General features: G+C 60.0%; 19 protein-coding genes and 1 pseudogene. 14 read left to right on the top strand and 6 right to left on the bottom strand.

Features of this window, described 5'->3' with window-relative positions; translation table 11 throughout:
- Nucleotides 1-595 precede the first annotated feature (595 nt).
- From JJC00_RS33135 to JJC00_RS33125, 3 genes are all read left to right on the top strand, one after another.
- Nucleotides 596-1,897: an O-antigen ligase family protein gene (locus JJC00_RS33135; protein WP_200469967.1), complete on the top strand. Its 1,302-nt coding sequence runs from the start codon at nt 596-598 to the stop codon at nt 1,895-1,897.
- Between the two features lie 74 nt (nt 1,898-1,971).
- Entirely contained in the window at nt 1,972-2,976 is a 1,005-nt protein-coding gene (locus JJC00_RS33130; protein ID WP_200469966.1) for a DUF6492 family protein, read from the top strand.
- A gap of 207 nt (nt 2,977-3,183) precedes the next feature.
- Entirely contained in the window at nt 3,184-4,053 is an 870-nt protein-coding gene (locus JJC00_RS33125) for a hypothetical protein (protein WP_200469965.1), read from the top strand.
- 30 nt (nt 4,054-4,083) lie between these two features.
- Here JJC00_RS33125 and JJC00_RS33120 read toward each other — a convergent pair whose 3' ends face one another.
- A complete protein-coding gene (locus tag JJC00_RS33120; protein WP_200469964.1) occupies nt 4,084-5,013 on the bottom strand; it encodes an FkbM family methyltransferase in 930 nt (309 codons plus the stop codon).
- A 339-nt stretch (nt 5,014-5,352) separates the two neighbouring features.
- Between JJC00_RS33120 and JJC00_RS33115 the strand changes: the two genes are divergently transcribed.
- The 3 genes from JJC00_RS33115 to JJC00_RS33105 all read left to right on the top strand — a co-directional run bounded on the left by JJC00_RS33115 (nt 5,353) and on the right by JJC00_RS33105 (nt 8,287).
- Nucleotides 5,353-6,021 (top strand): class I SAM-dependent methyltransferase, encoded by a 669-nt coding sequence (locus JJC00_RS33115; protein WP_200469963.1) that lies wholly within the window; start codon nt 5,353-5,355, stop codon nt 6,019-6,021.
- 21 nt (nt 6,022-6,042) lie between these two features.
- The gene (locus JJC00_RS33110) at nt 6,043-7,359 is read left to right on the top strand and encodes a glycosyltransferase family 4 protein (protein WP_200469962.1); all 1,317 of its coding nucleotides are present in this window, start codon (nt 6,043-6,045) and stop codon (nt 7,357-7,359) included.
- 226 nt (nt 7,360-7,585) lie between these two features.
- Nucleotides 7,586-8,287 (top strand): class I SAM-dependent methyltransferase, encoded by a 702-nt coding sequence (locus JJC00_RS33105; protein WP_200469961.1) that lies wholly within the window; start codon nt 7,586-7,588, stop codon nt 8,285-8,287.
- Between the two features lie 95 nt (nt 8,288-8,382).
- Here the strand turns inward: JJC00_RS33105 and JJC00_RS38455 are convergent, their stop codons facing one another.
- On the bottom strand, nt 8,383-9,705 hold the full coding sequence (locus tag JJC00_RS38455; RefSeq protein WP_246774007.1) for a BA14K family protein: 1,323 nt from the start codon (nt 9,703-9,705) through the stop codon (nt 8,383-8,385).
- A 372-nt stretch (nt 9,706-10,077) separates the two neighbouring features.
- On the opposite strand from JJC00_RS38455, the gene JJC00_RS33095 reads away from it, so the two are divergent.
- Together JJC00_RS33095 and JJC00_RS33090 are read left to right on the top strand one after the other, a co-directional pair.
- A complete protein-coding gene (locus tag JJC00_RS33095) occupies nt 10,078-11,532 on the top strand; it encodes an exopolysaccharide biosynthesis polyprenyl glycosylphosphotransferase (protein WP_200469960.1) in 1,455 nt (484 codons plus the stop codon).
- A 144-nt stretch (nt 11,533-11,676) separates the two neighbouring features.
- Nucleotides 11,677-11,916 (top strand): annotated as a pseudogene (locus tag JJC00_RS33090) (DNA ligase); the annotation flags it as partial.
- A 143-nt stretch (nt 11,917-12,059) separates the two neighbouring features.
- Here the strand turns inward: JJC00_RS33090 and JJC00_RS33085 are convergent.
- Together JJC00_RS33085 and JJC00_RS33080 are read right to left on the bottom strand one after the other, a co-directional pair.
- Nucleotides 12,060-12,479, bottom strand: coding sequence for a CBS domain-containing protein (locus JJC00_RS33085; RefSeq protein WP_200469959.1), 420 nt, complete (start codon nt 12,477-12,479; stop codon nt 12,060-12,062).
- A gap of 34 nt (nt 12,480-12,513) precedes the next feature.
- Nucleotides 12,514-12,984, bottom strand: a complete 471-nt coding sequence (locus JJC00_RS33080) for an aminoacyl-tRNA deacylase (RefSeq protein ID WP_200469958.1) — start codon at nt 12,982-12,984, stop codon at nt 12,514-12,516.
- Between the two features lie 211 nt (nt 12,985-13,195).
- Here JJC00_RS33080 and JJC00_RS33075 point away from each other — a divergent pair, with 211 nt between their 5' ends.
- The 3 genes from JJC00_RS33075 to JJC00_RS33065 all read left to right on the top strand — a co-directional run bounded on the left by JJC00_RS33075 (nt 13,196) and on the right by JJC00_RS33065 (nt 14,838).
- Nucleotides 13,196-13,885 carry a hypothetical protein gene (locus JJC00_RS33075; protein WP_200469957.1) on the top strand — a complete coding sequence of 230 codons (690 nt, stop codon included), beginning with the start codon at nt 13,196-13,198 and terminating at the stop codon, nt 13,883-13,885.
- A gap of 72 nt (nt 13,886-13,957) precedes the next feature.
- A complete protein-coding gene (locus JJC00_RS33070) occupies nt 13,958-14,491 on the top strand; it encodes a 2'-5' RNA ligase family protein (protein ID WP_200469956.1) in 534 nt (177 codons plus the stop codon).
- A gap of 137 nt (nt 14,492-14,628) precedes the next feature.
- Complete coding sequence (locus JJC00_RS33065; RefSeq protein ID WP_200469955.1) at nt 14,629-14,838, top strand: hypothetical protein; 210 nt, start codon at nt 14,629-14,631, stop codon at nt 14,836-14,838.
- Nucleotides 14,839-14,906: 68 nt separating this feature from the next.
- On the opposite strand, the gene JJC00_RS33060 is transcribed toward JJC00_RS33065, so the two are convergent.
- Both JJC00_RS33060 and JJC00_RS33055 read right to left on the bottom strand, forming a co-directional pair.
- A complete protein-coding gene (locus JJC00_RS33060) occupies nt 14,907-15,413 on the bottom strand; it encodes a YkgB family protein (protein WP_200469954.1) in 507 nt (168 codons plus the stop codon).
- A 55-nt stretch (nt 15,414-15,468) separates the two neighbouring features.
- Nucleotides 15,469-16,005 carry a carboxymuconolactone decarboxylase family protein gene (locus JJC00_RS33055; protein ID WP_200469953.1) on the bottom strand — a complete coding sequence of 179 codons (537 nt, stop codon included), beginning with the start codon at nt 16,003-16,005 and terminating at the stop codon, nt 15,469-15,471.
- Nucleotides 16,006-16,137: 132 nt separating this feature from the next.
- Between JJC00_RS33055 and JJC00_RS33050 the strand changes: the two genes are divergently transcribed.
- The 3 genes from JJC00_RS33050 to JJC00_RS33040 all read left to right on the top strand — a co-directional run bounded on the left by JJC00_RS33050 (nt 16,138) and on the right by JJC00_RS33040 (nt 20,290).
- A complete protein-coding gene (locus JJC00_RS33050) occupies nt 16,138-17,097 on the top strand; it encodes an AraC family transcriptional regulator (RefSeq protein WP_200469952.1) in 960 nt (319 codons plus the stop codon).
- Between the two features lie 772 nt (nt 17,098-17,869).
- A complete protein-coding gene (locus tag JJC00_RS33045) occupies nt 17,870-19,360 on the top strand; it encodes an amidohydrolase family protein (protein ID WP_200469951.1) in 1,491 nt (496 codons plus the stop codon).
- Nucleotides 19,361-19,363: 3 nt separating this feature from the next.
- The gene (locus JJC00_RS33040; protein ID WP_200469950.1) at nt 19,364-20,290 is read left to right on the top strand and encodes a CobW family GTP-binding protein; all 927 of its coding nucleotides are present in this window, start codon (nt 19,364-19,366) and stop codon (nt 20,288-20,290) included.
- Nucleotides 20,291-20,295: the final 5 nt, after the last annotated feature.

Raw genomic sequence — 20,295 nt, 5'->3', positions numbered from 1 at the left:
CCATCAAGATCGCAAGTCCCAAGGCGAGATACCTAGCGAAGTGCGAGCTCGCCGCGGGGTTATTAACCTGCGCTGGAATATTCTGCGGTGTCAGGACCTGACGGTTGCGAAGCCAGTGATAGGGAGATAGGGCTCCGGTCCGATAGCTCGGCTTCCGAACAACGTCGCGCAGCAAACCGATGGCAACCGATGAAGCGGCGCGCAGGTGGGACTTTTCGACGGAACTACAAGCGGCGCTGGGGAATGTCGCGTGCATCGCGCCCCTCACAACTGATCTGACCGAAGACAATCCCGGATTTGTCAATACGAAGACAATCCCGCATTTATCGATAGTCGACGTCTGGCGCAGTGCGTCAATCGTCTATCCGTAGTAGTCCGGAATTCTGCCGAAGAATCATTTTTGCTGCTGAAGGCCGGCTTGCCGATTGAGAGCGAACATTGGAAGGCTTAGGAGTGCCGGCATCACCGGAAGCGGGGCTCGCCGACTCTTCCGGGTCTCACGTGATTGATGATCCTGTCCAACTCAACTCCGGGCATATGACATTCCAAATTCGACATTAAAAATGTAAACTATTTCCCTGACCAGGGAGCCAGTATGCCAATAGAGGCAATGATCGTCATAGTGGCGATTCTAAGCATCCTCCTGCTCTGCGTCGTGGGCTGCCTTAGGTTATCTTATCTCGTCCTGGCGATCGTTCTCGTACGACCATCATGCGATCCGATTTTCGGCCTGGCAAGATCTGTGCTCGGCGGGGAGGCCGGACCCGGTGGTGCCGTAAACGCCCTCGTGATCGGTCTGGGCCTCTGGTACGTTATCCAAGAGCCGGTCTTGGTGGGAGCTGCTACCCTGCCGATGTGGGCGGGAGTTTTCGTGGTTGCCTCAACGTCCGCGATGCTCTCACCGGAGCAAGCGGCGGCCGCAAGAGCGGTCGGCTGGTTGGCCAGCTATTTTGCAGCTTTCTCAATCCCGTTCGCGCTGGTCCGATCGCCGGACTGGGGCTTGCGGTGCTTGACTGCGGCCATGTACTCGTCCTTCGTACCCGTCGCCTATGCATTCATCGAACTGGTATTCGGGCTCTCCGACGGGGAGGCTGGCGGTAGGCTGCAGAGCACATTTGCCCATCCCAACATTTTCGCGTTTTACCTCGTTGGCGTACTCGCTCTCGGCATGTTCATGCTGAGTTCAAATCGGATATCTCTGCCGCCGAACGTGCGACCGCTGCTGGTGTTGTACCTTCCCGTGCTGGTTCTCCTCATTGCGCTTACACAAACGCGCAGCGCATGGATTGCTTGCGCGGTTGTTGTTGCCGTTTTCGTCGGTCTTGTGGATAGGCGATATCTCGGTTTCCTTCTTCTGTGTCCTCTGATCATGCTTATACCTGGTGTCGAACAGAGATTGCTCGACGTTAGCTGGTATGACGACGACTATAGGCACTCTCTCGATTCTCTTGCTTGGCGCCAGCTACTCTGGGATAGCGCCCTGCAATGGATGGCGGTGAATCCCGCCGTTTTGGTCGGCAATGGCTTGAATTCGTTTGTGCACTACGTACCAGCGTTTTTTCCTTACGCGCGTGAGGCGAACGACGAAGCTGGTGTTGGGCCTCATAATGTCTTTCTGCAGATCTATTTTGAGATGGGCGTTGTGGGCGTTCTTGCCTTCGGTTGGCTTTTCCTTTCGCTATTCTCGAAATTGAAGGAAGGTTGTCGATCGGATCCGCGCGGTACGCTGATAATGTCTACGTTTGCAGCGTCATACCTCGTTGAGTGCTACTCGGATAACGTGATCGATTATCTCGTATATCAATGGTTCTTCTGGTTCGTCATGGGGACGGTTTGTGCCTGGAATCGGCTTCCCGACAGACGACTCCAGACGCTTCAACCTGCGTTCGTTCGATGACGCGGACTCGTTACTAGATCGTAGAGTGTCATCTGGGTGCTGTGACGGACAACCCAAGAAACTGGCGTAAAATAATGGTACCGGTGAAGAGCATCGCAATTGTCACTCCGACCTATGCGCCAGACTATGGCGTATGCGCCGATCTGCACAAGTCAGTGCTCAGGTTTGCTGACAGCTCAATCGTGCACTATCTGATTGTTCCCCCGGCCGACGTCGAACTGTTCAAAAGTCTCCGCGGCCCTCGCTGTATCGTTTTAGCCGCGAACGAGTTCCTTCTTAAGCGTATGATTTGGGTATCACCGCGGGTCAACGACGTGGTTCGGCTAATCTTGGGAGGCGGGCCGAGCGCGAACCTCGTTGCCCTAAATCCCGCCAGGCCGTATCCGCCGGTTCGTGGATGGATAATGCAGCAAATTCTCAAATTGGCGGCGGCGACCCGGTTGGACGCGGACATATTGCTTCTCGTCGACTCGGATGTGCAGTTTGTGCGGCCCGTTACTTCCGACACACTTGTTCAAAACGGTAGGTTGCGCCTGTACCGAAGGGATGGGACGGTTAGTGAGCATCTTCCGCAGCACGTCGCGTGGCATAGGATCGCGCGTGAGTGGCTTGGCTTACCTGCCCCCAAGCTACCCCTCCCTGACTATGTCAGCGCCGTCAACGTCTGGGACCGCCGCGTCGTGCTCGCTCTTCTAGAGCGAATTGAGCGGATAACGCGTCGGCGTTGGATTGATGTCCTCGGAGCCCAAAACACCTTTTCTGAACACATTTTATACGGCGTGTTTGTCGACGAGGTCCTCGGCCCGTCCGCTAATACCTTTGTGACCAGCGCGCTGTGCCACAGCTACTGGGATACAAGCCCCTTGGACGAAGCTGGCGCAGACATGTTCCTGCGCAGTTTGTCAGCTGACGATGTCGCAATCCTCATCCAATCGAAATCCGGCACCCCGCTCGAGATCCGCCGATCGGCGTTCGCCCGGTTCATGGCGGCGGCGCCCGAATGGCAAAATGAGCATGCCCTTGGAGACAATGGCAATGAACGTTCCCATGCATCGTCTGCCTATCCACCACCAGGGTAGGATCATGAAGGCACTTTTCGGCCTCATCGTTGGAATGTGGAGTTCGCTTGCTGCCGCAGACGAACGCTCGCTAGGCCCGGACGAGAGTTCTCTGCCGACAGCTATGTCCATAAGCCTTTACCCGATGATGCTCCTCTCGATCCTCAATCGCGCTCATACGTAGCCAATCTCCAGCGGCAGATAAAAAAATACTATGATCATCCTGACGTGAACATCGACGGCGGTACGCCTCCCATCTACATCGTTCCGATAGACCAGCCGACAGTCCGCGTAAAATATGTGGCCTGGGACAGGCCGGGCGAAACCGTCCGGCCTTTGCAAGCGCAGTGGGAGACCGTGCCCCTTCCAGATAATTTTCAGCCTCCGCCGCCCGGAGGCGACGCTGAGGCAGTCGTCTATCAACCATCGACGGGAAAGATGTGGGAGTTCTGGCGCATTCAGAAGACGGGCGCAAAGGCGGTAAACTCTGCCGGCAAGAGTGTGGATGAATGGGGTGCAAACTGGGGCGGACGCATGGACAATATTGCGACGAACCGCGGTTATTGGGTGACAACGCCAGACGGCTACAAGTTTGGCGCGACCGCCTCCGGCATACCTTTCCTGGCGGGCCTGATCACCATAGATGAGCTGAAGCGCGGGGCGATCGATCACGTCGTCGGATTCGCCCTCCCCGAGACGCTGGCTGAGCGCTGGTCCTACCCTGCGCAGCGCACCGATGGTAACACCCATGGCGCTGATGCGATCCCCGAAGGCGCCATCTTTCGTCTTCCCGCAAGATTGAATTTTGACGAGATGGACATGGATCCTTTTGCGCGCATGATCGCGAAAGCCGTGCAGAAGCACGGAATGATACTATGGGATATATCCGGTGTAGTCGGCTTTCGGGCGGAGAACCCTGCAAATAGGTATCCCGACGGCCATCCTTTTTGGAAAGAAGGAGGCATTTTACGTTGTCCGCCTGGGGTCGACGCATCGGATCCGAACAATCAGGTCATCTATGAGTGTTGGGCGCCGGAACGGCTGCGTGGCTTTCCCTGGGACAAGTTGCAAGCCCTCAAGACGCGCATCGCGAAGTGAGAATTCCCCGCCCAAGATCGTATCAGAGGGTCATCGCGTGTCTGCATTGATCCGTGCATGCAACTCTTTTGACATTCGTCCGTCTGGAATCCACAGAACGTCGCAATCAACTTGATTGGTGAGATGAGTGAGAGTCCAGTCATTGCGGTCCGTCGAAAGGCCGATCTGGAATCCCTTGTATTCTTGCGACGTCATTAACTGAACCAGCTCCTCTGCCGAAGAGCGGCAGCTGGCCAGGTGCGAGGAGAACACCTCCGTAATAATAAGTGGCCGACTCTTCGCTATTGTCGTAGCGAGACCCCTCAAAACGCGCGACTCAAAGCCCTCCACATCGATCTTGATAAGACGGGGCACTACAGCGGAGATGACGCTGTCCCCCCGCGTGACGTCAACATCGACCGAGTAGGTTTCGTCCGCGGAGTATGACGATGCGCCAAAGGTAGCTTCGCCGGAATTAATCTTGGGAATCGTCAAAGTCAAAATGCCGCTCGAATCTGAAAGGCCGAGGTTGAAGACTTCAATATTCCCGATCGAATTGACTTCAATCGCCCTCTTAAGAATTGAAACGCACCGGAGGTTCGGCTCGAAGCACATCACCCGCCCATTCTCGCCTACTCGTTTGGAAGCATAAAGTGCGAAGCTTCCACGATTGGCTCCGACGTCGACAACCAAGTCACCCGGATCTACAAGCGCATCCAAAACCATCTGGGCTGGCAGATCGGGCCAGCGGCCGAGGAAGTACGTCAAACGATCTGACCACCAGGATAAGTCGAGCTCGATCGCGTACCCCGTTCGCTTGTCCACCGCAGCTACGTGAGGCGCATTGACCCAAAAATGATCGCGTTCGGCATGGCCAATCAGCAGCTTGTATAGGACGCCCCAACCACGCAGTTCGCGAATTGAGTAGGGTCGGACCACGCGAGTTGCGATCGATTGAAGTGCACTCGGAAACAGCGCCATTTTCACCTCGGTCAAACTACTGCCGCGCCCCCTTCAGATGAATATGTGGGCTGTTGGCGAGTCGCATGCCGATTGTCTGGTGGGGGCAAGCCCAACGCCAACGAATCTCGTCGAAGGGAATTGAAAGAATTCGGGAGTTCAGCGAAGCCGGAGTGACGAAAGTTCATATTTGGCGCGTGCGTCAATCGCCAATCCGAACTAGTCCTTAGTTCCACTGAGAGGACGGTGTGCGGGCGCGAACTGGGTGTTACGCTCGAATGCCGGACGATTGCAGGCGGGGCACATCTGCATGCATTACGTGACGTGCAATTGTGCTGGTCCCGCGAGACGAGTGCTGCCATGCAGAAATATCAAGCCATTCAACAAATATTGCCTTCGCGGTTGCGCGAGAGTCTTCGCGATCTGGCCGACGCCGTGTTTGTAAACCAGCGCAGTTCGCGCCACATCATGCGCGCCTCGGGTCCGATCGTTGACGAGGAGTATGCGTGCGGCCGCTGGGACTATCTCAAGAACCTCGAGGAGATGTCGCGATACGCGTTAATCGGCGGATATTGCGAGTATGGCGGCGACGTTTCAAGCTTGCTCGACCTCGGATGCGGGTCTGGCGTCCTCCGTCACTGGCTGGGTCGGTTAGGAAAAATTGAATATGTCGGCGTCGACCTTTCGAAAGTCGCAATCGAGACGGCGAAGCAGGAATGGACGGACGGCTCGACGGCTTTTATAGCGATGGATGTCGCGACCTATGTGCCCGTTCGCAAATTCGATATCATCGTCTTCAACGAAGTTCTCTACTATTTCGACCGGCCGGGCGAAATCTTACGGAGGTTTGAAGGCTTTCTGGAGCAGAACGGACGATTTATTATCTCGCTGTGGGATGGACCTGAATCTCGGCTGGCCTGGCGGCGATTGCGCGGCAGCGTAAGCGTCATCGATGAAGTCCAGACGCGACACAGTTCCGGCGTTTCCTGGCGAATCCGCTTTTGTGGACCGCGCTCCCTGAATCAGTGAACTTATGTCGCGGAGGCGAGCATGCGGTCTACGGCCAGCCAATGCAGTGAGCCATCATTCGAGTCAGCAGCCATCTCATCGAATGGGCCGAAGATCGTCTACTTGGTCAACCAATACCCGGCCATCACTCACACCTTCATCAAGCGAGAGGTGAATGCGCTCGAGCGCTTAGGCGTTGATATCATCCGCGTGGCTGCACGAGCCGGCCGCGCGCTAATAGATCCAGGTGACCTCGACGAGGAAAAGCGCACAATCTATCTGCTCCGACGTCCGTTGCGCCTGTTGCAAGCGGTGGTGTCAATCCTCGCCGTGCGGCCGCTCGGGTTTGTGCAAGCTTTCATAACAACCCTGCGCATGATGCGCAGAAGTGATCGCGCGCCTCACATCCATATCTTCTACCTGATCGAGGCCTGCGGCGTCGCTGCGGTAGTGCGCAAAAACGGGGCAGTGCACATTCACGCGCACTTTGGAACGAACCCTGCCGAGCTCGCGCTGCTCGCGTCGCAGCTCTCCGGAGCGCCATACAGCTTTACGGTGCACGGTTATGATGAGTTTGATAAGCCGGAATTCATCGCCCTGCGGACCAAAATTCATGACGCGGCCTTCGTTGTTGCAGTAAGTCAATACGGGCGCTCTCAGCTCTATCGCTGGTGCGGCAGAGAGGATCTAGGCAAGATCAAGCTGATACGTTGCGGGGTGGACCAGGACTTCCAGGAGGGAGCGGGAGATGCGCCGTGTGTGGCGGCGCGTTTCCTTAGTGTTGGGCGACTATGTCGCGAAAAGGGGCAGGACATTCTTATCAGAGCGGCGGCGTTGATGGCTGCGGCCGGGCACAAATTCGAGGTCGTAGTGGTTGGCGACGGCGAGACTCGGGAGGAATTGGAGCGTCTTGTCGTCAGTCTTAAGCTATCGGCGACCGTGCGCTTGCTCGGCTGGCTGAGCAGTGCGGACGTTCGCCGGGAAATGATCGGCGCACGGGCGCTGGTGGTGGCGAGTTTGGCTGAAAATCTGCCGGTCGTCATCATGGAAGCGATGGCGTTGCGACGCGTGGTCGTCGCAACGCAAATCGCAGGTATACCGGAACTGGTGATCCCGCGCGAAACCGGCTGGCTGGCGCCTGCAAGCTCCGTCGAAGCGCTCGCAGAGGCCATGACGGAGTGTCTTCAGACTTCTCGCGAGGAACTCTGGGCGATGGGTCGGCGTGGACGCGAACGAGTGCTCGCCTTGCACGACGTTGACCGAGAGGCTGCGGCCTTGGCCAATCTGTTTCCAAAGAGTGCGTCGCGGCAGCTTCCTGCGATCGGAATAGAGCAAGATCTGCCGCCCGCGGCGCTATAGGCCATAGTTTAGCGTAGCAGTTTTATTCCCTCCGACGGAGGAGAGTCAGACAGTTATCGTGCTTGTAGCGTGAATCTTGTTCCCGTTCGCGTTGGAAGCATGCGGCTTTAGACCGACAACTCGGACGAGGGCGCGCCAATATGCCTGCGAAGGAGTTCGACCGGTCAACGCCCTGGCCCGACTGATCTAGGCAACGTGAGGCAGCCCAAGCCTTGGAGATGCCATCGTGAGTACAGCGACCGAATATTACGACAAGACAGCCGCGCAATACGATGCGCTTCGCACAAACGAGCCAGAACACACATTCGCGCTCGAGATTGGATGGCCCCTCATCGGCGACGAGGTCCATTCTGTTTTAGACGTCGGATGCGGCACCGGGCGCGGGCTGTCCTGGCTCGCTCAAGAATATCCGACACTTGAGCTGCACGGCATCGAACCGTCGGTGAGCATGATCGCAATCGCGGCCAAGAGGTTGGCCAGTGCGGATATCCGCCAGGGAATCGGCGAGCGCCTGCCTTTCCAAGACGAATCCATCGATGTCGTGACCGCCACCGGAATTATGCACCACGCCGACAATCCGGCGTTGGTCATCTCAGAGATGTTCCGCGTCGCCCGAAGAGCCGTTTTGATTAGCGACCACAACAACTATGCCTTCGGCGGCGTGATGACCCAGCGCATTCGCATCGGTCTCAAAGTCTGCGGGCTATTGAAGGCGGTCAACTACCTTCGTCAAGGCTTCAATCACCGGGGCTATTCGAAGGAGGATGGCTGGTGGTATCCCTACTCTCTTTTCGACAACTACACGGATATTGCAAAGCGCTCGTCGCGTCTTTACATTTTCCCAACGAGGCCTGCCGTTGGTTCATCGAGCAACATTCTGTTTTCGCAAGGACACTTCGCTTTGGTGGCCATGAAGACAACTAGCTGAGGCGACGGCCGCATTCTGAAAGTCCAAGGTCTCATTCAGCAGTGGAGAGCTCACCTCCGGACCGACCAGCGACTGTTCCCAACGCCGACTTGTATCTATGGGCAGGAAAGGCGTCGTCCGTCATAGCCGGTGTAGGTTCCGGACGCTGAATCGTACGTCCGATAGCGCTGGCAGCCGTAGGTAACGTCTGCGCTTGCGGCGCGCGGGCGTGGTAATGGAACTGTTGCTAGACTCATTGGCGGCTTGGCGGTCTCGGGCACCACGTCCGGCTGTTTTGCGGTCTGGGAGGACTTCACGACGGCGTAGCTGTTTGCCCACGCGGGCAAGGAGACACCAGGCTTTTCATCCAACACAAAAGGTCTCCCATCCACGGCCTGTTCCCGTTGCCGCTTGATAAATTTCTCGCCCTCTTGCTGTAGAGACTGCCGCAGTTCCACGGTCACACTCTCGGTGGTCTGTTTAGGGTGCGCCGCCTTATCGTCCGCTTTGCGCAATAGCGCTGCTTGTGTCTCGATTTCGCGGCGTGCCATCGCAAGTTCGATCGCCAGCGCGGCGTTGCGAGCGCGTTCGCCTTCGATCGCGCGGCGATATTGCGCCGTGCTTGCCGTCAGCTCTTGTCGCGCTGCGGCGGCCTCCTGCGCGAGGGCAGTCGTTCTTTCGCGCTCCTGTCCAAGCAATTGTGCTGTCTTGGTGTCTTGCGTTTCCAGCCGCAGATTGAGCCCGTCAGTCGTGTGTCGGGCCTTGGCGGCCTCGTGCGCCAAATCCTCTGGATGCTGCTCCTCCTCGAAAGATTGTGGCGCGGACGTCTCCGCGGCGTGCCCGACCTGGGCCGCCGCCGGCGCACTGGCCTGACCGGCTTCGGCCTGCCGCTGAAGCGCCAATAAGTCGGGCGTCGGCAAGTTCTGGCTCGGCAGTTCCATCTCTTGCCCGATGACCTGCCCACCTATCGCGCCGATCCTGACGATATTCTGTTGATTGATGTATCGGGACACATAGGCGGAAATCTCGGCTCGGAGGTTCAAGCCAGTGAGCGCCACCCCGACAAGAGTTGCGGCGATTGAGGGAGCCGCAAATCGCCACCGCACGCGCGGCATGCGCTTCGCTTCGGCCGGTGCGGCCTGCAGCCGTTGTGGCGCGGCCTGCCTCGAGGAGAAGGGGAAGAAAAAACTGCTGCGGCTCCGCGACGTCGACGACCCAGCCCGAGAGGGGTTGCTCGATACATCGTGACCTTGTTGAAGATCATTGTCCCCCTGCATTGGATACCAATGCGACGACGTGATCTTGATTGGCTCGCCGTTTTCACCGATCCATTGGCCCGACTCAGGCGACCAGTGAGCGACGTCACAGGTCCCAAACACGTCATCCTCGAGAATAACGACTTTTCCATCTCTTGGTGCGGTCTCAATCGTACGGCGCATACAAGGGACGCCTGTCCTGACGGTGTTATCGGGCCACTTCTTCTTCGCTTCGCAAATACGGGATTTAGGGCTTTCGGTACACACAGGAAACTTATCGGAATTTGGTCACTAGCACCGTCCATCTGCAAACGTCCGAAAGTACGTAGAAAGGAGCGTTGGAGCTAGCACGAATGAATTCTCGCTGGCCCAGCGCGTTCCGGTTATCGTGCCGCTTACAAGCATACGCTGCTCATATGCTTGTGACACCGGCTTATTGCTGACTGGAGACGGCCTTCCTTGCTTGGCGAGGCGCGGCCATTTGGCGCGCTAAGCGTACGTAGGTGCGCCTCCGATGAGTGTCGTAAAGAAAACCATGGACGCGGATGTACCGGCATGGGCGCGGGTGTACCGGAAAGCGTTCCTGCTCGCGGCCTAGAACAGCCGCATGGAGACCGCAAATGGCCGATCCACTACGATTCCGTGGAACCGCTTACGATCTTGGCCGATCTCGCAACTATCGTTTTGGCAAGCGTATTGTCCAGCCTGTCGTATGATCTTGCAGTATCGGGGGAACCCGGCGACACCAGCAAGTCTCTTGGTTCCGCAGGCCTCGTTTCGGCGCTATTTATTTCGGTAATGAAAATCCGCGGAATGTACGGCTCGCCCGAACTGCTGGTCCTGCGAAATCAAATACGCGCGGTTTGCTTGGCTTGGACAAGCGTGTTCCTTCTGCTCGCCGGCACAGTGTTTGCGCTGAAGCTCGGCAGTGAAATATCCCGCGCCACCAATGCACTCTTCGCCATGCTTGGCCTGATTTCGCTCATAGTTCAACGGAGCGTCCTGACAGCGCTAGTTGCGAAGGGGCTCGCTGGGAAACTATTCGTCGGTCGAAACATCATCTTGATTACCGACGATCAGCGCGACGGTGATACTGCCCTGAATCAAACGGTTGCTGGCCTCGGCTTCTGTGTGAAGGGGAACCTTGTCTTCCCACCTTCCACTGCGGAGCCCAGTCAAAGGGAAGAGTTCGTTGCGAAAGCGATCGAGTATGCGCGCGGCTGCGACGTCGAGGAAATTGTGGTGGGTGCCGATCCGAATCGTTGGTCGGACCTGCGCCTTCTTGTCGCCGAGTTGAGGGTTCTGCCATTTCCGGTAAGCTTCGTTCCCCTTGGGACAAGTTCGGAGCTATTCAGGCGACCTTTCCGGGAACTCGGCAACGCCGTTTGCGTCGAGGTGCAGCGCGGCCCACTGACGTCATCCGAGCAGGCTGCAAAGCGATGCATTGACGTCCTTTTCGCCGGAATGGGGTTAATCGTGCTCCTGCTCCCGCTCGTAATCGTGGCGATAGCGATTAAGCTAGACTCGCCGGGACCCGTCCTCTTCGGGCAGAAGCGTTGCGGCTTCAACGGTAGATGCTTCACAATTCGCAAATTTCGTACGATGTCGGTCCTTGAAGACGGCCCTTCGATCACTCAAGCTCAGTTTGCCGACAAGCGAGTCACACGCTTTGGGACGTGGCTGCGCAGGACAAGTATCGATGAGCTACCTCAATTGCTAAACGTGCTCGAGGGCAACATGTCTCTAGTGGGGCCGCGTCCTCATGCTGTGGTTCACGACAGCCACTTTGACAAGATAGTTCGAGGGTACGCGTTCCGACGCCGTGTGAAGCCGGGACTTACTGGATGGGCGCAAGTTAACGGATACAGGGGGCCAACTCCCACTGTGGCGTCGATTGAACGACGGGTCGAATACGATCTTTGGTATATCGACAATTGGAGTCTCAAGCTTGACCTCGCGATTCTGCTCCAGACACCCATCGAGATGTTACACGGTCACAACGCCTTGTAGTCATCGGGAACGCAAGTTCGAAGCGCATGGCCGAGGAAGGCATGGAGGAGCGCTGCGGGATCGGCTGCGGCGACAAAGCTGTGTTTCGGCATGGAATAAGGGCTCTGACTCTCTTTTGATGCAGTCTGGGGGATGTCTGGCGTTTTGGTGCTGCAGAACGAGCTGAAGGGTGGTTCGGACAAGATCGCGCTGGTGGCGTTCGACCTGCTCTACCTGAACGGAGGCGACATCAGAAACGAGCCGCTCTTCAGGAGGAAGGCGGAGCTCAAGAAGATCGTGGCCGGCACGGACGTGCAGTTCAGCGAGAGCTTCGACATCGATCCAAAAGACATGTTAGCGCACGCCTGCAAGGTCGGTCTGGAGGGCGTGGTGTCGAAGGTTCGCCGGCATCTCGTCTTGCATTTGCACCGACAGAAGGGGTCAGGCCGTAGCTTTCGAGCCGCGCGTGGTTGCATGACAGGCGCATGGCTCAGGCTCGGCTCGACGCCTGATCGAGCGGCGATCACGCGAGGCGCTCTCGCCGGATTTCAGTGGTGCGCCGAAACACTCCTCACGGTCTCGGTCAGCAAATCACCCGACGCGGAACGGCCGACGTCGCCCAGGCTGATGATGCCGACCATCCGCTTGCTCTTGTTGATCACCGGTAGCCTGCGGACCTGCAACTTCTCCATGTGATGCATCGCCTTGGCGAGGTCATCGTCCTCGCGGCAACAATGGATGCCTTCGGTCATTACATCGCGCGCCGTCGCGCGGCCGGCGTCGAAGCCATTGCTTGCGAGTCCTTTGCAGACGATGTCGCGGTCGGTCACCATCCCGATTAGTTTGTCGTCCTCGCCGATCGGAATGCAGCCGATGTCATGCCCCCGCATCAGTTTCGCAAGTTCGGTGATTGGGGTATTGGGGCTGACCCAGTCGACACCCTTGTGCATCACGTCCTTTACTTTCATGGCGAGCCTCCGTTCCAGGGTTTCAGATGCATCCTCAATCGTGCGCGCTAAAGCGTCCGTGCAGTGCGTGGGCCGTCAGGCGCGCAAATTGCGTGCGACCCATATGAAGCAGCGTCGCGTGATCGCCAGCCTCCATATAGACGTCCGGCTGCGCCTCGATGCTGTCGTCGACGATGGTATCCAGCCCGTAGCACTTGCCGACGACGGGAACTGCACCGTGCGCACAGTCGCGGAACAGTTCCCCGATCTCGGTTTCACTGGCCATATGGACGTTGTCACCGAGGATTGTCCTCAGTTCCGACGGGCGGAGGTGGTGCGATGCGGGCAGGATGGCCAGCATGTATCCGTCGTCACGCCGCAACACGATGCCCTTGGCGAGGCGATCACCCGAGATGTGGCATGCCTCAGCCGTCCGAGTGGACGTCATGCTGAGTTCGTGCGGTATCACTTCGTATTGGATGTTTTCAGCGGCTAGATATTTCTGGAGTGTTGGAGCAATGGTCATGACGCAACCTCCGGCGCAAAATGCAAGCCATCCACCGTGAGGTTGTTCCTTGCAGAGTCTCGCCGTACGATGGGCGGCTGCGTGGTTTAGACGCTCAACATAGGCCTCCCACCCGCAAGGTGCAATTCGTCATCGTCAATGAGCACATGCGAGGATCACGTCGGGATGGGATATTTCCGTCGAAATCATCTAGCAATTGGAAGGTGCGCCGATGAGCCGGAAGAATCGGGTTCCACTTGGCGATCGCGTCGCCATAGCAGCCGAAAGGGCACTTGCGTCCCGCCACGCTGTGAGCGTCAACGATATCCTCATCGGGATCGGCTGGCTTGATCCCGGAGCGGTGGAGCGCTGGCAGCGCGGGCAGGTCGATTGCCTGGAGGAAGTTGTCCAAACCAATCCGCTGCGCATCCTGGAAGCCATGCAGCTATTCCAGTCCTGGGCGGCCGAGAGAGGGCTGATCGCGAGCCCGATGGACTATGTTGATCGTACGCCGCAACGCCGTGCACTGCATTTCAGTCGAAGCAGAGACCCCAGGATCGAGGCGTCGTTTCGGACACATTGGGTGTCGCCGGAACTCTCCGAAGCGAAGCGCGAGCGCCTGGCGGAAAAGGCAAGCCGCGGCGCGGAATTGGTGGTGGTCCAGCCATTGAACGAGTGGACATGCCATCGCTGCGGCGGCACCGGTGATCTCCTGATGATGGAGCCGCCCGGGCCGGCGTGTCTGCGCTGCATTGGCCTCGATGATCTCGAATTTCTGCCCGCGGGCGATGCCCGGCTCACGCGGCGTGTGAAGGCGAACAGTGCCAAGTATGCAGTCGTCGTGCGCTTCAGCAGAACTCGCCGCCGTTACGAACGACAGGGCCTGTTGGTCGAGCCGCGGGCCCTTGCGGAGGCGCGCTGACCGAGCGTCCATTTTTCGAAGTTGCTCTCTTCCTCGATCCCGATTTGATTGTTCCACCTGTGAGGTGAGCCTATGGCATTGGCGATCAACATCCGAGCCGACAACAGTTCAGCGGACGAGATCGAGCGTCTGTGGGATCAGGTCAGCGGGTTCGAGGCCAAGGGGTCGATGCGTGCGCTTGGCTACCGTCCGCATTTTACGTTCGCGATCTACGATGGGCCCGCGATCGATGAAAAGGCTGCATGGGACGCCATGCTGGCAGCTGCGGCTGGCGAAACGCAGTTGCGCATCGAATTCAAGCGAATTCGCTGGTTCGAGGGTTCTCCGCTTGTCCTCTGGGCGGAGCCGGCGGTCGATGAGGCCCTGGCTCGCATCCATGGCGCCGTCAGCACGGCGATCGATCCTGCGCATTGTCGTCCTCATTATCGGCCCGGCGCGTGGACGCCGCATTGTACGCTAGCCACCACCATCGCCGACAACCGGCGCAACGATGCCATTGCCTTTGCACAGGCGTTCGATCGCAGCATCGAGGTGATGTTCGACGTGGTGGATTGTGTTGTGTTTCCGCCGGTGCGGGTCATCTCCGAGCGGAGATTGGCGTCGTAGTCGGTCGTCGCTTCACGAATGGCGCCATCTGATCGCCTGCCGCGACCGAGGTGATTCTCATCACAGCCGTCTCTGGAGCATGCGTGCATCCTGTCCGCAATCGCGGAATGGCCCCGCGTCGCCAACTGGAGATTGACATGAAGCGTCCTGACGAAACCGGTTTGAAAACCGCGAGCTGTCCATCGACGAACTCGACGGCGTTGCCGCAGCCGGCCTGTTTGGCTGGATCGCACGAAGTGTCTTCGGCTGCGAAATGGCTCGGCTCGGAATTCGCCAAGGCCGAGAACGCCGTGGCTTCTGCTCTCGGCAGCAGCCACGTCAACATCACCATTCACAGGCAGAACTGAGCGAACGGTCTATGCAATCTGCGACCTCCGGGCCTTGGGCCCGGAGTTCTACATGCCGATCCCAAACCTTATCGCCGGATCAGCCGAACCACATCCTGCCTCAGCAGATAGAACGACACCGCCAGCAGAACGACGTCCTTCATCAGGAAGGGGACGTTGCCTGTCATCGCCGGGAATCCTCCCGCGGCGACATCCCAGCCATCCGGCATGAACGGAATGATCGTGACCGTCGCGATGAAGGTCCCGGTCGAGCCGAGGGCGCCGAGGACGCCGAGCCGCTTGTCCCAGTAGCCGGCGAGCAGCAGGGTGCCGAACGTCCACTCCGAGGTGCCGAGGAAATAGCTGGCGCCGGCGTGGCCGAAGACGGGATAGAGCCACCAGATCAGCGGCCCGTTGCTGATGAACGGGACCAGTCTTTCGAACTCGTACGGAAACCACTTCTGATAGCCGAAGAAGAGAAGCATGATCACCATCGAGGCCCGGACGAGATGGTAGTCGAGATCTTCCGCAAGCAGGCCGGAGTTTTGCAGCGCGCGGACAAACGGATTTTGCATGTTGCTGGTCATCGCGGTCATGGTCGTGATCCTTTCATTCAAGATCTGACATTCAAAATCTGATTGGGCGGTCGCTTCACGCGACCGCGGGGAAGTCGATCTCGGTGTCGTTGATGCGGTTGAACACGTTGGTGAAGACGGTGGTCGCAAACGCCAGGCTGATCTCCACCAGTTGCTTGTCGGTGTAGCCGACAGCCTTGATGGCGGCGAACTCCTCGTTGCTGACGGTGCCGCTGGACTGCGCGAGCTTGCGGACGAAGCGGGCCAGCGCATCGCGCTTGTCATCGCCGGTCGCCCTGCGCTCGCGGATATTCTTCAACTCTTCGGGCTTGAGGCCCGCGAGCTTGCCGAGCAGGCTGTGCGCGGCGACGCAGTAGTCGCAACCGGCGACCTCGGAGATGACGAGCTTGATGGTTTCCTGGTCGCGCTTCGACAGCGAACCCGAAGCAAGCACACTGTCGGCGAGCAGGATGGCCTTGAGCGCATCCGGCCCATGGGCGCCGATCGCGGCAAAGGTGTTGGGCACGCTGCCGATCGCCTTCTTGATCTGGCCATAGACTTCAGCGGTGGCGCCGGTTGCGGTTTCGAGATGGGGAACGGAAAGACGGGACATGTTGCACTCCTTGGGTCCGGTTGGTGAACGACTGCGGAGTGACAATAGGGGTCGAAATTGATACTTTTAATGTCGATAAAACCAGATTATATGCTCAAGCGTCTCAAGGCGAGATGAGCTCGGGAGACCGCGATGGATTGGCTGAGCCGGCTGTTCGAGATGATGCCCGTGCGTGGGCGGCTCGACCTGCGCTGCGCCTATGGTGCGCCATGGCGCATCGACCAGGGGCCGGGCGAGCCGAACGAAATTCCGTACCACGCCGTGCTGGCCGGCTCGGCGATGCTGGACGATCCGGCGGGCGGGCGGCCGCTGAAGCTCGAGCCCGGCGACATCCTGCTGCTTCCCGGCAATTCTCGACACGTCATGCACGACGGCAGCGGAGCGGCGCCGCTGCCGGCGCGCAACCGCGCGTCGCTCAATTTCACGATCAGCGAAAATCCGGGCGCGGGGGAACGGCTCGATCTGTTGTGCGGACATTTCGCCATCGCGCCGCCGCACGACCGCCTGCTGCGCAGCTATTTGCCGCCGCGTCTCGTCGTCCATGCCGGCGCTGACGCCGGCGGCAGGGACAAGGCGGGGCAACTTGCCGGCCTCGTCGCCCTGATGCGTCGCGAGTCCGCAGACGATCGTCTCGGCGGCCGCGCGATGTTGAACGCGCTCTCGAGCGCGATGTTTGCGCTGGTGCTGCGGCTCGCCAGCCTCACCGACGACGCCCCGCGGGGTCTGCTTGCTTTGGCCGGTCACCCGCGCCTTGCGCCGGCGGTGGCCGCTCTGTTCAACGAGCCGGCGCGCGCATGGTCGCTGCCCGAGCTGGCGCGTCTGTGCGGCATGTCGCGCGCCACGCTCGCGCGGCAATTCCAGGAGAAGCTCGGGCGTTCGGCCGCAGATCTCCTGACCGATATCCGGATGACGCTCGCGGCGAACGAGCTGAAAAAATCGTCGCTGTCGACCGGCGCCGTGGCGGAAGCTGTCGGGTATCAATCCGAAGCGGCATTCCAGCGCGCCTTCAAGAGCCACATGGGCATCACGCCGGCGCAGTGGCGCAAAAGCCAGGAACGACGCGGGGACGTTCCCGGAAGGCCCGCAGCTTGATCCGGTCGGGCGCTCCAGCGAGCAGGCGGCGGGCGAAACACGTGAACCCGCTGTCAAGCCATCGCATCAAAAATATTCCACTTTACCGAAATTCGGATTTGTCGTATGTGTTGCCCATCCCAGCCCACCAAAGGGGCGGTCGTACGTCGTCACGAACGCGGGCTGGAATTGCGGTGGACGCGAGCGGCGCCGTCGCGGATGATTGTGGCAGGGCGGGGCAGTGGATTGAGCCGAGCCTCGTGAGCCAGATGCAAGCCGCGTTGTACGAACGGCGTTTGACCTTGTGTGGCCTTGTGGCGACACACGAAGCTCGCGTACGGCGAAACCGTGTGGTCCTGGCCGTCGTCGCTACGGCCAAGCTTTCGCGAAGGCGACACTTGCGCCAACCGGCGCAGTGGCGTGAATTTCGCGATCGCGACGGAGGCAAAAGGAATTCGTCTCCGGGGAGAGCGCGCATAAGCCGTCAAACCATCGCGCAGGGAAGGCCGAGTTTCGGTTGCCCTGTACTTCCCCTGTGCATAGCGTGTGCATCATTTTCGCATGGGGGCTTTATGGGTGCCAGCCGGCGCCCGGTCTTCCCTGCGCCCTTTCCTGGGAGAGGGTGACGAGAGAAGCATAACTCGGGCAAAACATGCCGCGAGGCTGCGACGGCACGTCCGGACCTCCCTTACATGCATCTCCCTTACATGCATGATGCGTCGGCTTCGATGGAGGTGGTCGTTGCTGCCGGAATCTGCCTTGATGCGGCCTCAGCGCCGAGGAGTGCGACGATATGAGCGGTTTGGTGATCTCTGGCGGCCGGGTTGTGGATCCCGCGAGCGGAATGGACGCCGTTGGCGATGTGGCGGTCGTGGACGGCAAGATCGCCGCCGTCGGCTCCTCGCTCGGCGGCGCCGAGCGGGTGATCGATGCGACCGGGCTCGTGGTCGCGCCCGGCTTCATCGACCTCCACGCCCACGGCCAGTCGATCCCGGCCGACCGCATGCAGGCGTTCGACGGCGTGACGACGACGCTCGACCTCGAGGCCGGCGTGCTGCCGGTCGCCTCCTGGTATGAGCGCCAGGCGAGGCGAGGCCGCGTGCTGAACTACGGCGCCGCCACCAACTGGGCCTTTGCGCGCATCGGCGCGATGACGGGCTCCAACGCGGAAAGCTCGCTGGAAGCATTCGGCAATGCCATGCGCGACCGCCGCTGGATGGATAACGTTGCGACCGACGCGGAGGTCGCCGGCATCCTCGATCGTCTCGCGCGCGGCCTGAACGAAGGCGGCATCGGCATCGGCATCTTGAATGCCTATGCGCCGGGCGCCGGCGTGCAGGAGTTGACCGCGGTGTGCCAGCTCGCCGCGAAGCAGGATGTACCGACCTTCACCCACGTCGCCTACATGTCGCGCATCGACCCCGAGAGCGCGGCGGAGGCCTATATCCGCCTGATCGGCTATGCCGGCGCCACCGGCGCCCACATGCACATCTGCCATTTCAACTCGTCGAGCAAGACCGACATCGAGCGCTGCCGCGTCTTGGTCGAGAAGGCGCAGGCGCAGGGCCTGCCCATCACGGTGGAGGCTTACCCTTACGGCACCGGCTCGACCGTGCTGGCGGCGGCGTTCTTCAGCGATCCGCAATTCGTCGAGCGCAACGGCACCGGCTACGATTCCGTGCAGCGCGTGACCGACGGCTATCGCTTCCACGACCGCGAGGAGCTGCTCAAGGCGCAGGCGGAGGAGCCGTCCTCGCTGGTGCTCTGGCACATTCTCGACACCGAGAACAATGCGCATCATCGCGATCTCCTCGACATGTCGGTGCTCTATCCCGGCGGTGCGATCGCGTCGGACGCGATGCCGTGGACGTTGCCGGATGGCACCACCTACAAGGGCGATGCCTGGCCGCTGCCTGATGACGCCACCTCGCATCCGCGCTCGGCCGGCTGCTTCACGAAATTCATTCGCGAATGGGTGCGCGAGCGCAAAACCGTGTCGCTGCTCGAAGGCGTGCGCAAATGCGCGCTGATCCCCGCAGAGATCCTGTCGCAGAGCACGCCCGCGATGCGCGTCAAGGGCCGGCTGGCGAAGGACGCCGATGCCGACATCGTGGTGTTCGACTACGAAAAACTTTCGGACCGCGCAACGTTCAGCGCGATGAACCGTCCGTCCGAAGGCGTCCGCCATCTCGTGGTCAGCGGCGCGATGCTGATCACTGACGGCGTGCTCGACGTCGCGGCGCGGCCCGGCCGGCCCGTGCGTCGTCCCGTCGTCGGAGGCTGACCCATGCCGGTCCCCATTCTCCTGGTGACGGGCTTTCTGGGGGCGGGCAAGACCACGGTCGTCAACCATCTGCTGGCAAACGCCGACGGACGCCGCATTGCCGCAATCGTCAATGATTTCGGCGCGATCAACATCGATGCGGAGCTGATCGCGGGCGCGAGCGATGGCGTGGTCAGCCTTGCCAATGGCTGCATCTGCTGCTCGCTCGAAGGCGATCTGTTGCGCACGCTCTCGACGCTGCTGCGGCGCGATCCGAAGCCGGAGTACATCGTGATCGAAACCAGCGGCGTCGCCGATCCCGCCGACATCGTCCGCAATCTGATGGACCCGGTGATCCTGCGCGAGGCGCCGCTGGAAGCCGTGCTTTGCGTGATCGACGCCGCAATGCCGCCGGCCGCTCTGGACGATGCGCTCCAGCGCTCGCAGCTGTGCGTCGCCGATATCGTGGCGTTGAGCAAGCTGGATCTAACGGATGAAGGCGCAGGCGTGCGAATGCGCGAGGCCATCCGCGCGCAGCGTGTGCCGGCCGTGGTGGTCGATGCGAAGCACGGGGCGATTCCGTCCGCGCTGCTGTTTCCTGCGAGCGATCGCGCGCCGGCGCCGCGCGAGCCGGGGCCGAAATGGCCGGCAGAAGAACGCTTCGAGACGCTGAGCTGGACCTCCGACCGGCCGCTCTCGCTGCCGCGCCTGCAGCAGGCGATTGGCAGGCTGGCGCCGAAGCTTGCGCGCGCGAAAGGCCTGTTCGAGACGGTGGAGCAGCCCGGACGGCTGATGGTGTTTCAGTTCGCCGGCGGCCGCGCGACACTCGCGCCGGGCGAACCGCCGACCGAAGGCGTGCCGCGCGCGCGGATCGTCTTCATCGCCGAGCTCGGGGTGCTATCCAAGGCAGACCTGGACGGGATCATGGGGGCGTGCGTTGCCGAGGTGTGAAGCTC

Source organism: Bradyrhizobium diazoefficiens, assembly GCF_016616885.1.
GTDB classification, from domain to species: Bacteria; Pseudomonadota; Alphaproteobacteria; order Rhizobiales; family Xanthobacteraceae; genus Bradyrhizobium; species Bradyrhizobium diazoefficiens_F.
The sequence above is the reverse complement of the archived record's forward strand: the minus strand, read 5'-3'. Positions and strand labels throughout refer to the sequence as shown.

Bases quoted from the DNA above. Each gene is read 5' to 3' on its own strand.
- JJC00_RS33135 (WP_200469967.1), top strand. From the start codon at position 596: ATGCCAATAGAGGCAATGATCGTCATAGTGGCGATTCTAAGCATCCTC.
- JJC00_RS33130 (WP_200469966.1), top strand. From the start codon at position 1,972: ATGGTACCGGTGAAGAGCATCGCAATTGTCACTCCGACCTATGCGCCA.
- JJC00_RS33120 (WP_200469964.1), bottom strand. From the start codon at position 5,013: ATGGCGCTGTTTCCGAGTGCACTTCAATCGATCGCAACTCGCGTGGTC.
- JJC00_RS33115 (WP_200469963.1), top strand. From the start codon at position 5,353: ATGCAGAAATATCAAGCCATTCAACAAATATTGCCTTCGCGGTTGCGC.
- JJC00_RS33110 (WP_200469962.1), top strand. From the start codon at position 6,043: ATGCGGTCTACGGCCAGCCAATGCAGTGAGCCATCATTCGAGTCAGCA.
- JJC00_RS38455 (WP_246774007.1), bottom strand. From the start codon at position 9,705: ATGCGCCGTACGATTGAGACCGCACCAAGAGATGGAAAAGTCGTTATT.
- JJC00_RS33095 (WP_200469960.1), top strand. From the start codon at position 10,078: ATGGGCGCGGGTGTACCGGAAAGCGTTCCTGCTCGCGGCCTAGAACAG.
- JJC00_RS33085 (WP_200469959.1), bottom strand. From the start codon at position 12,479: ATGAAAGTAAAGGACGTGATGCACAAGGGTGTCGACTGGGTCAGCCCC.
- JJC00_RS33080 (WP_200469958.1), bottom strand. From the start codon at position 12,984: ATGACCATTGCTCCAACACTCCAGAAATATCTAGCCGCTGAAAACATC.
- JJC00_RS33075 (WP_200469957.1), top strand. From the start codon at position 13,196: ATGAGCCGGAAGAATCGGGTTCCACTTGGCGATCGCGTCGCCATAGCA.
- JJC00_RS33070 (WP_200469956.1), top strand. From the start codon at position 13,958: ATGGCATTGGCGATCAACATCCGAGCCGACAACAGTTCAGCGGACGAG.
- JJC00_RS33065 (WP_200469955.1), top strand. From the start codon at position 14,629: ATGAAGCGTCCTGACGAAACCGGTTTGAAAACCGCGAGCTGTCCATCG.
- JJC00_RS33060 (WP_200469954.1), bottom strand. From the start codon at position 15,413: ATGACCGCGATGACCAGCAACATGCAAAATCCGTTTGTCCGCGCGCTG.
- JJC00_RS33055 (WP_200469953.1), bottom strand. From the start codon at position 16,005: ATGTCCCGTCTTTCCGTTCCCCATCTCGAAACCGCAACCGGCGCCACC.
- JJC00_RS33050 (WP_200469952.1), top strand. From the start codon at position 16,138: ATGGATTGGCTGAGCCGGCTGTTCGAGATGATGCCCGTGCGTGGGCGG.
- JJC00_RS33045 (WP_200469951.1), top strand. From the start codon at position 17,870: ATGAGCGGTTTGGTGATCTCTGGCGGCCGGGTTGTGGATCCCGCGAGC.
- JJC00_RS33040 (WP_200469950.1), top strand. From the start codon at position 19,364: ATGCCGGTCCCCATTCTCCTGGTGACGGGCTTTCTGGGGGCGGGCAAG.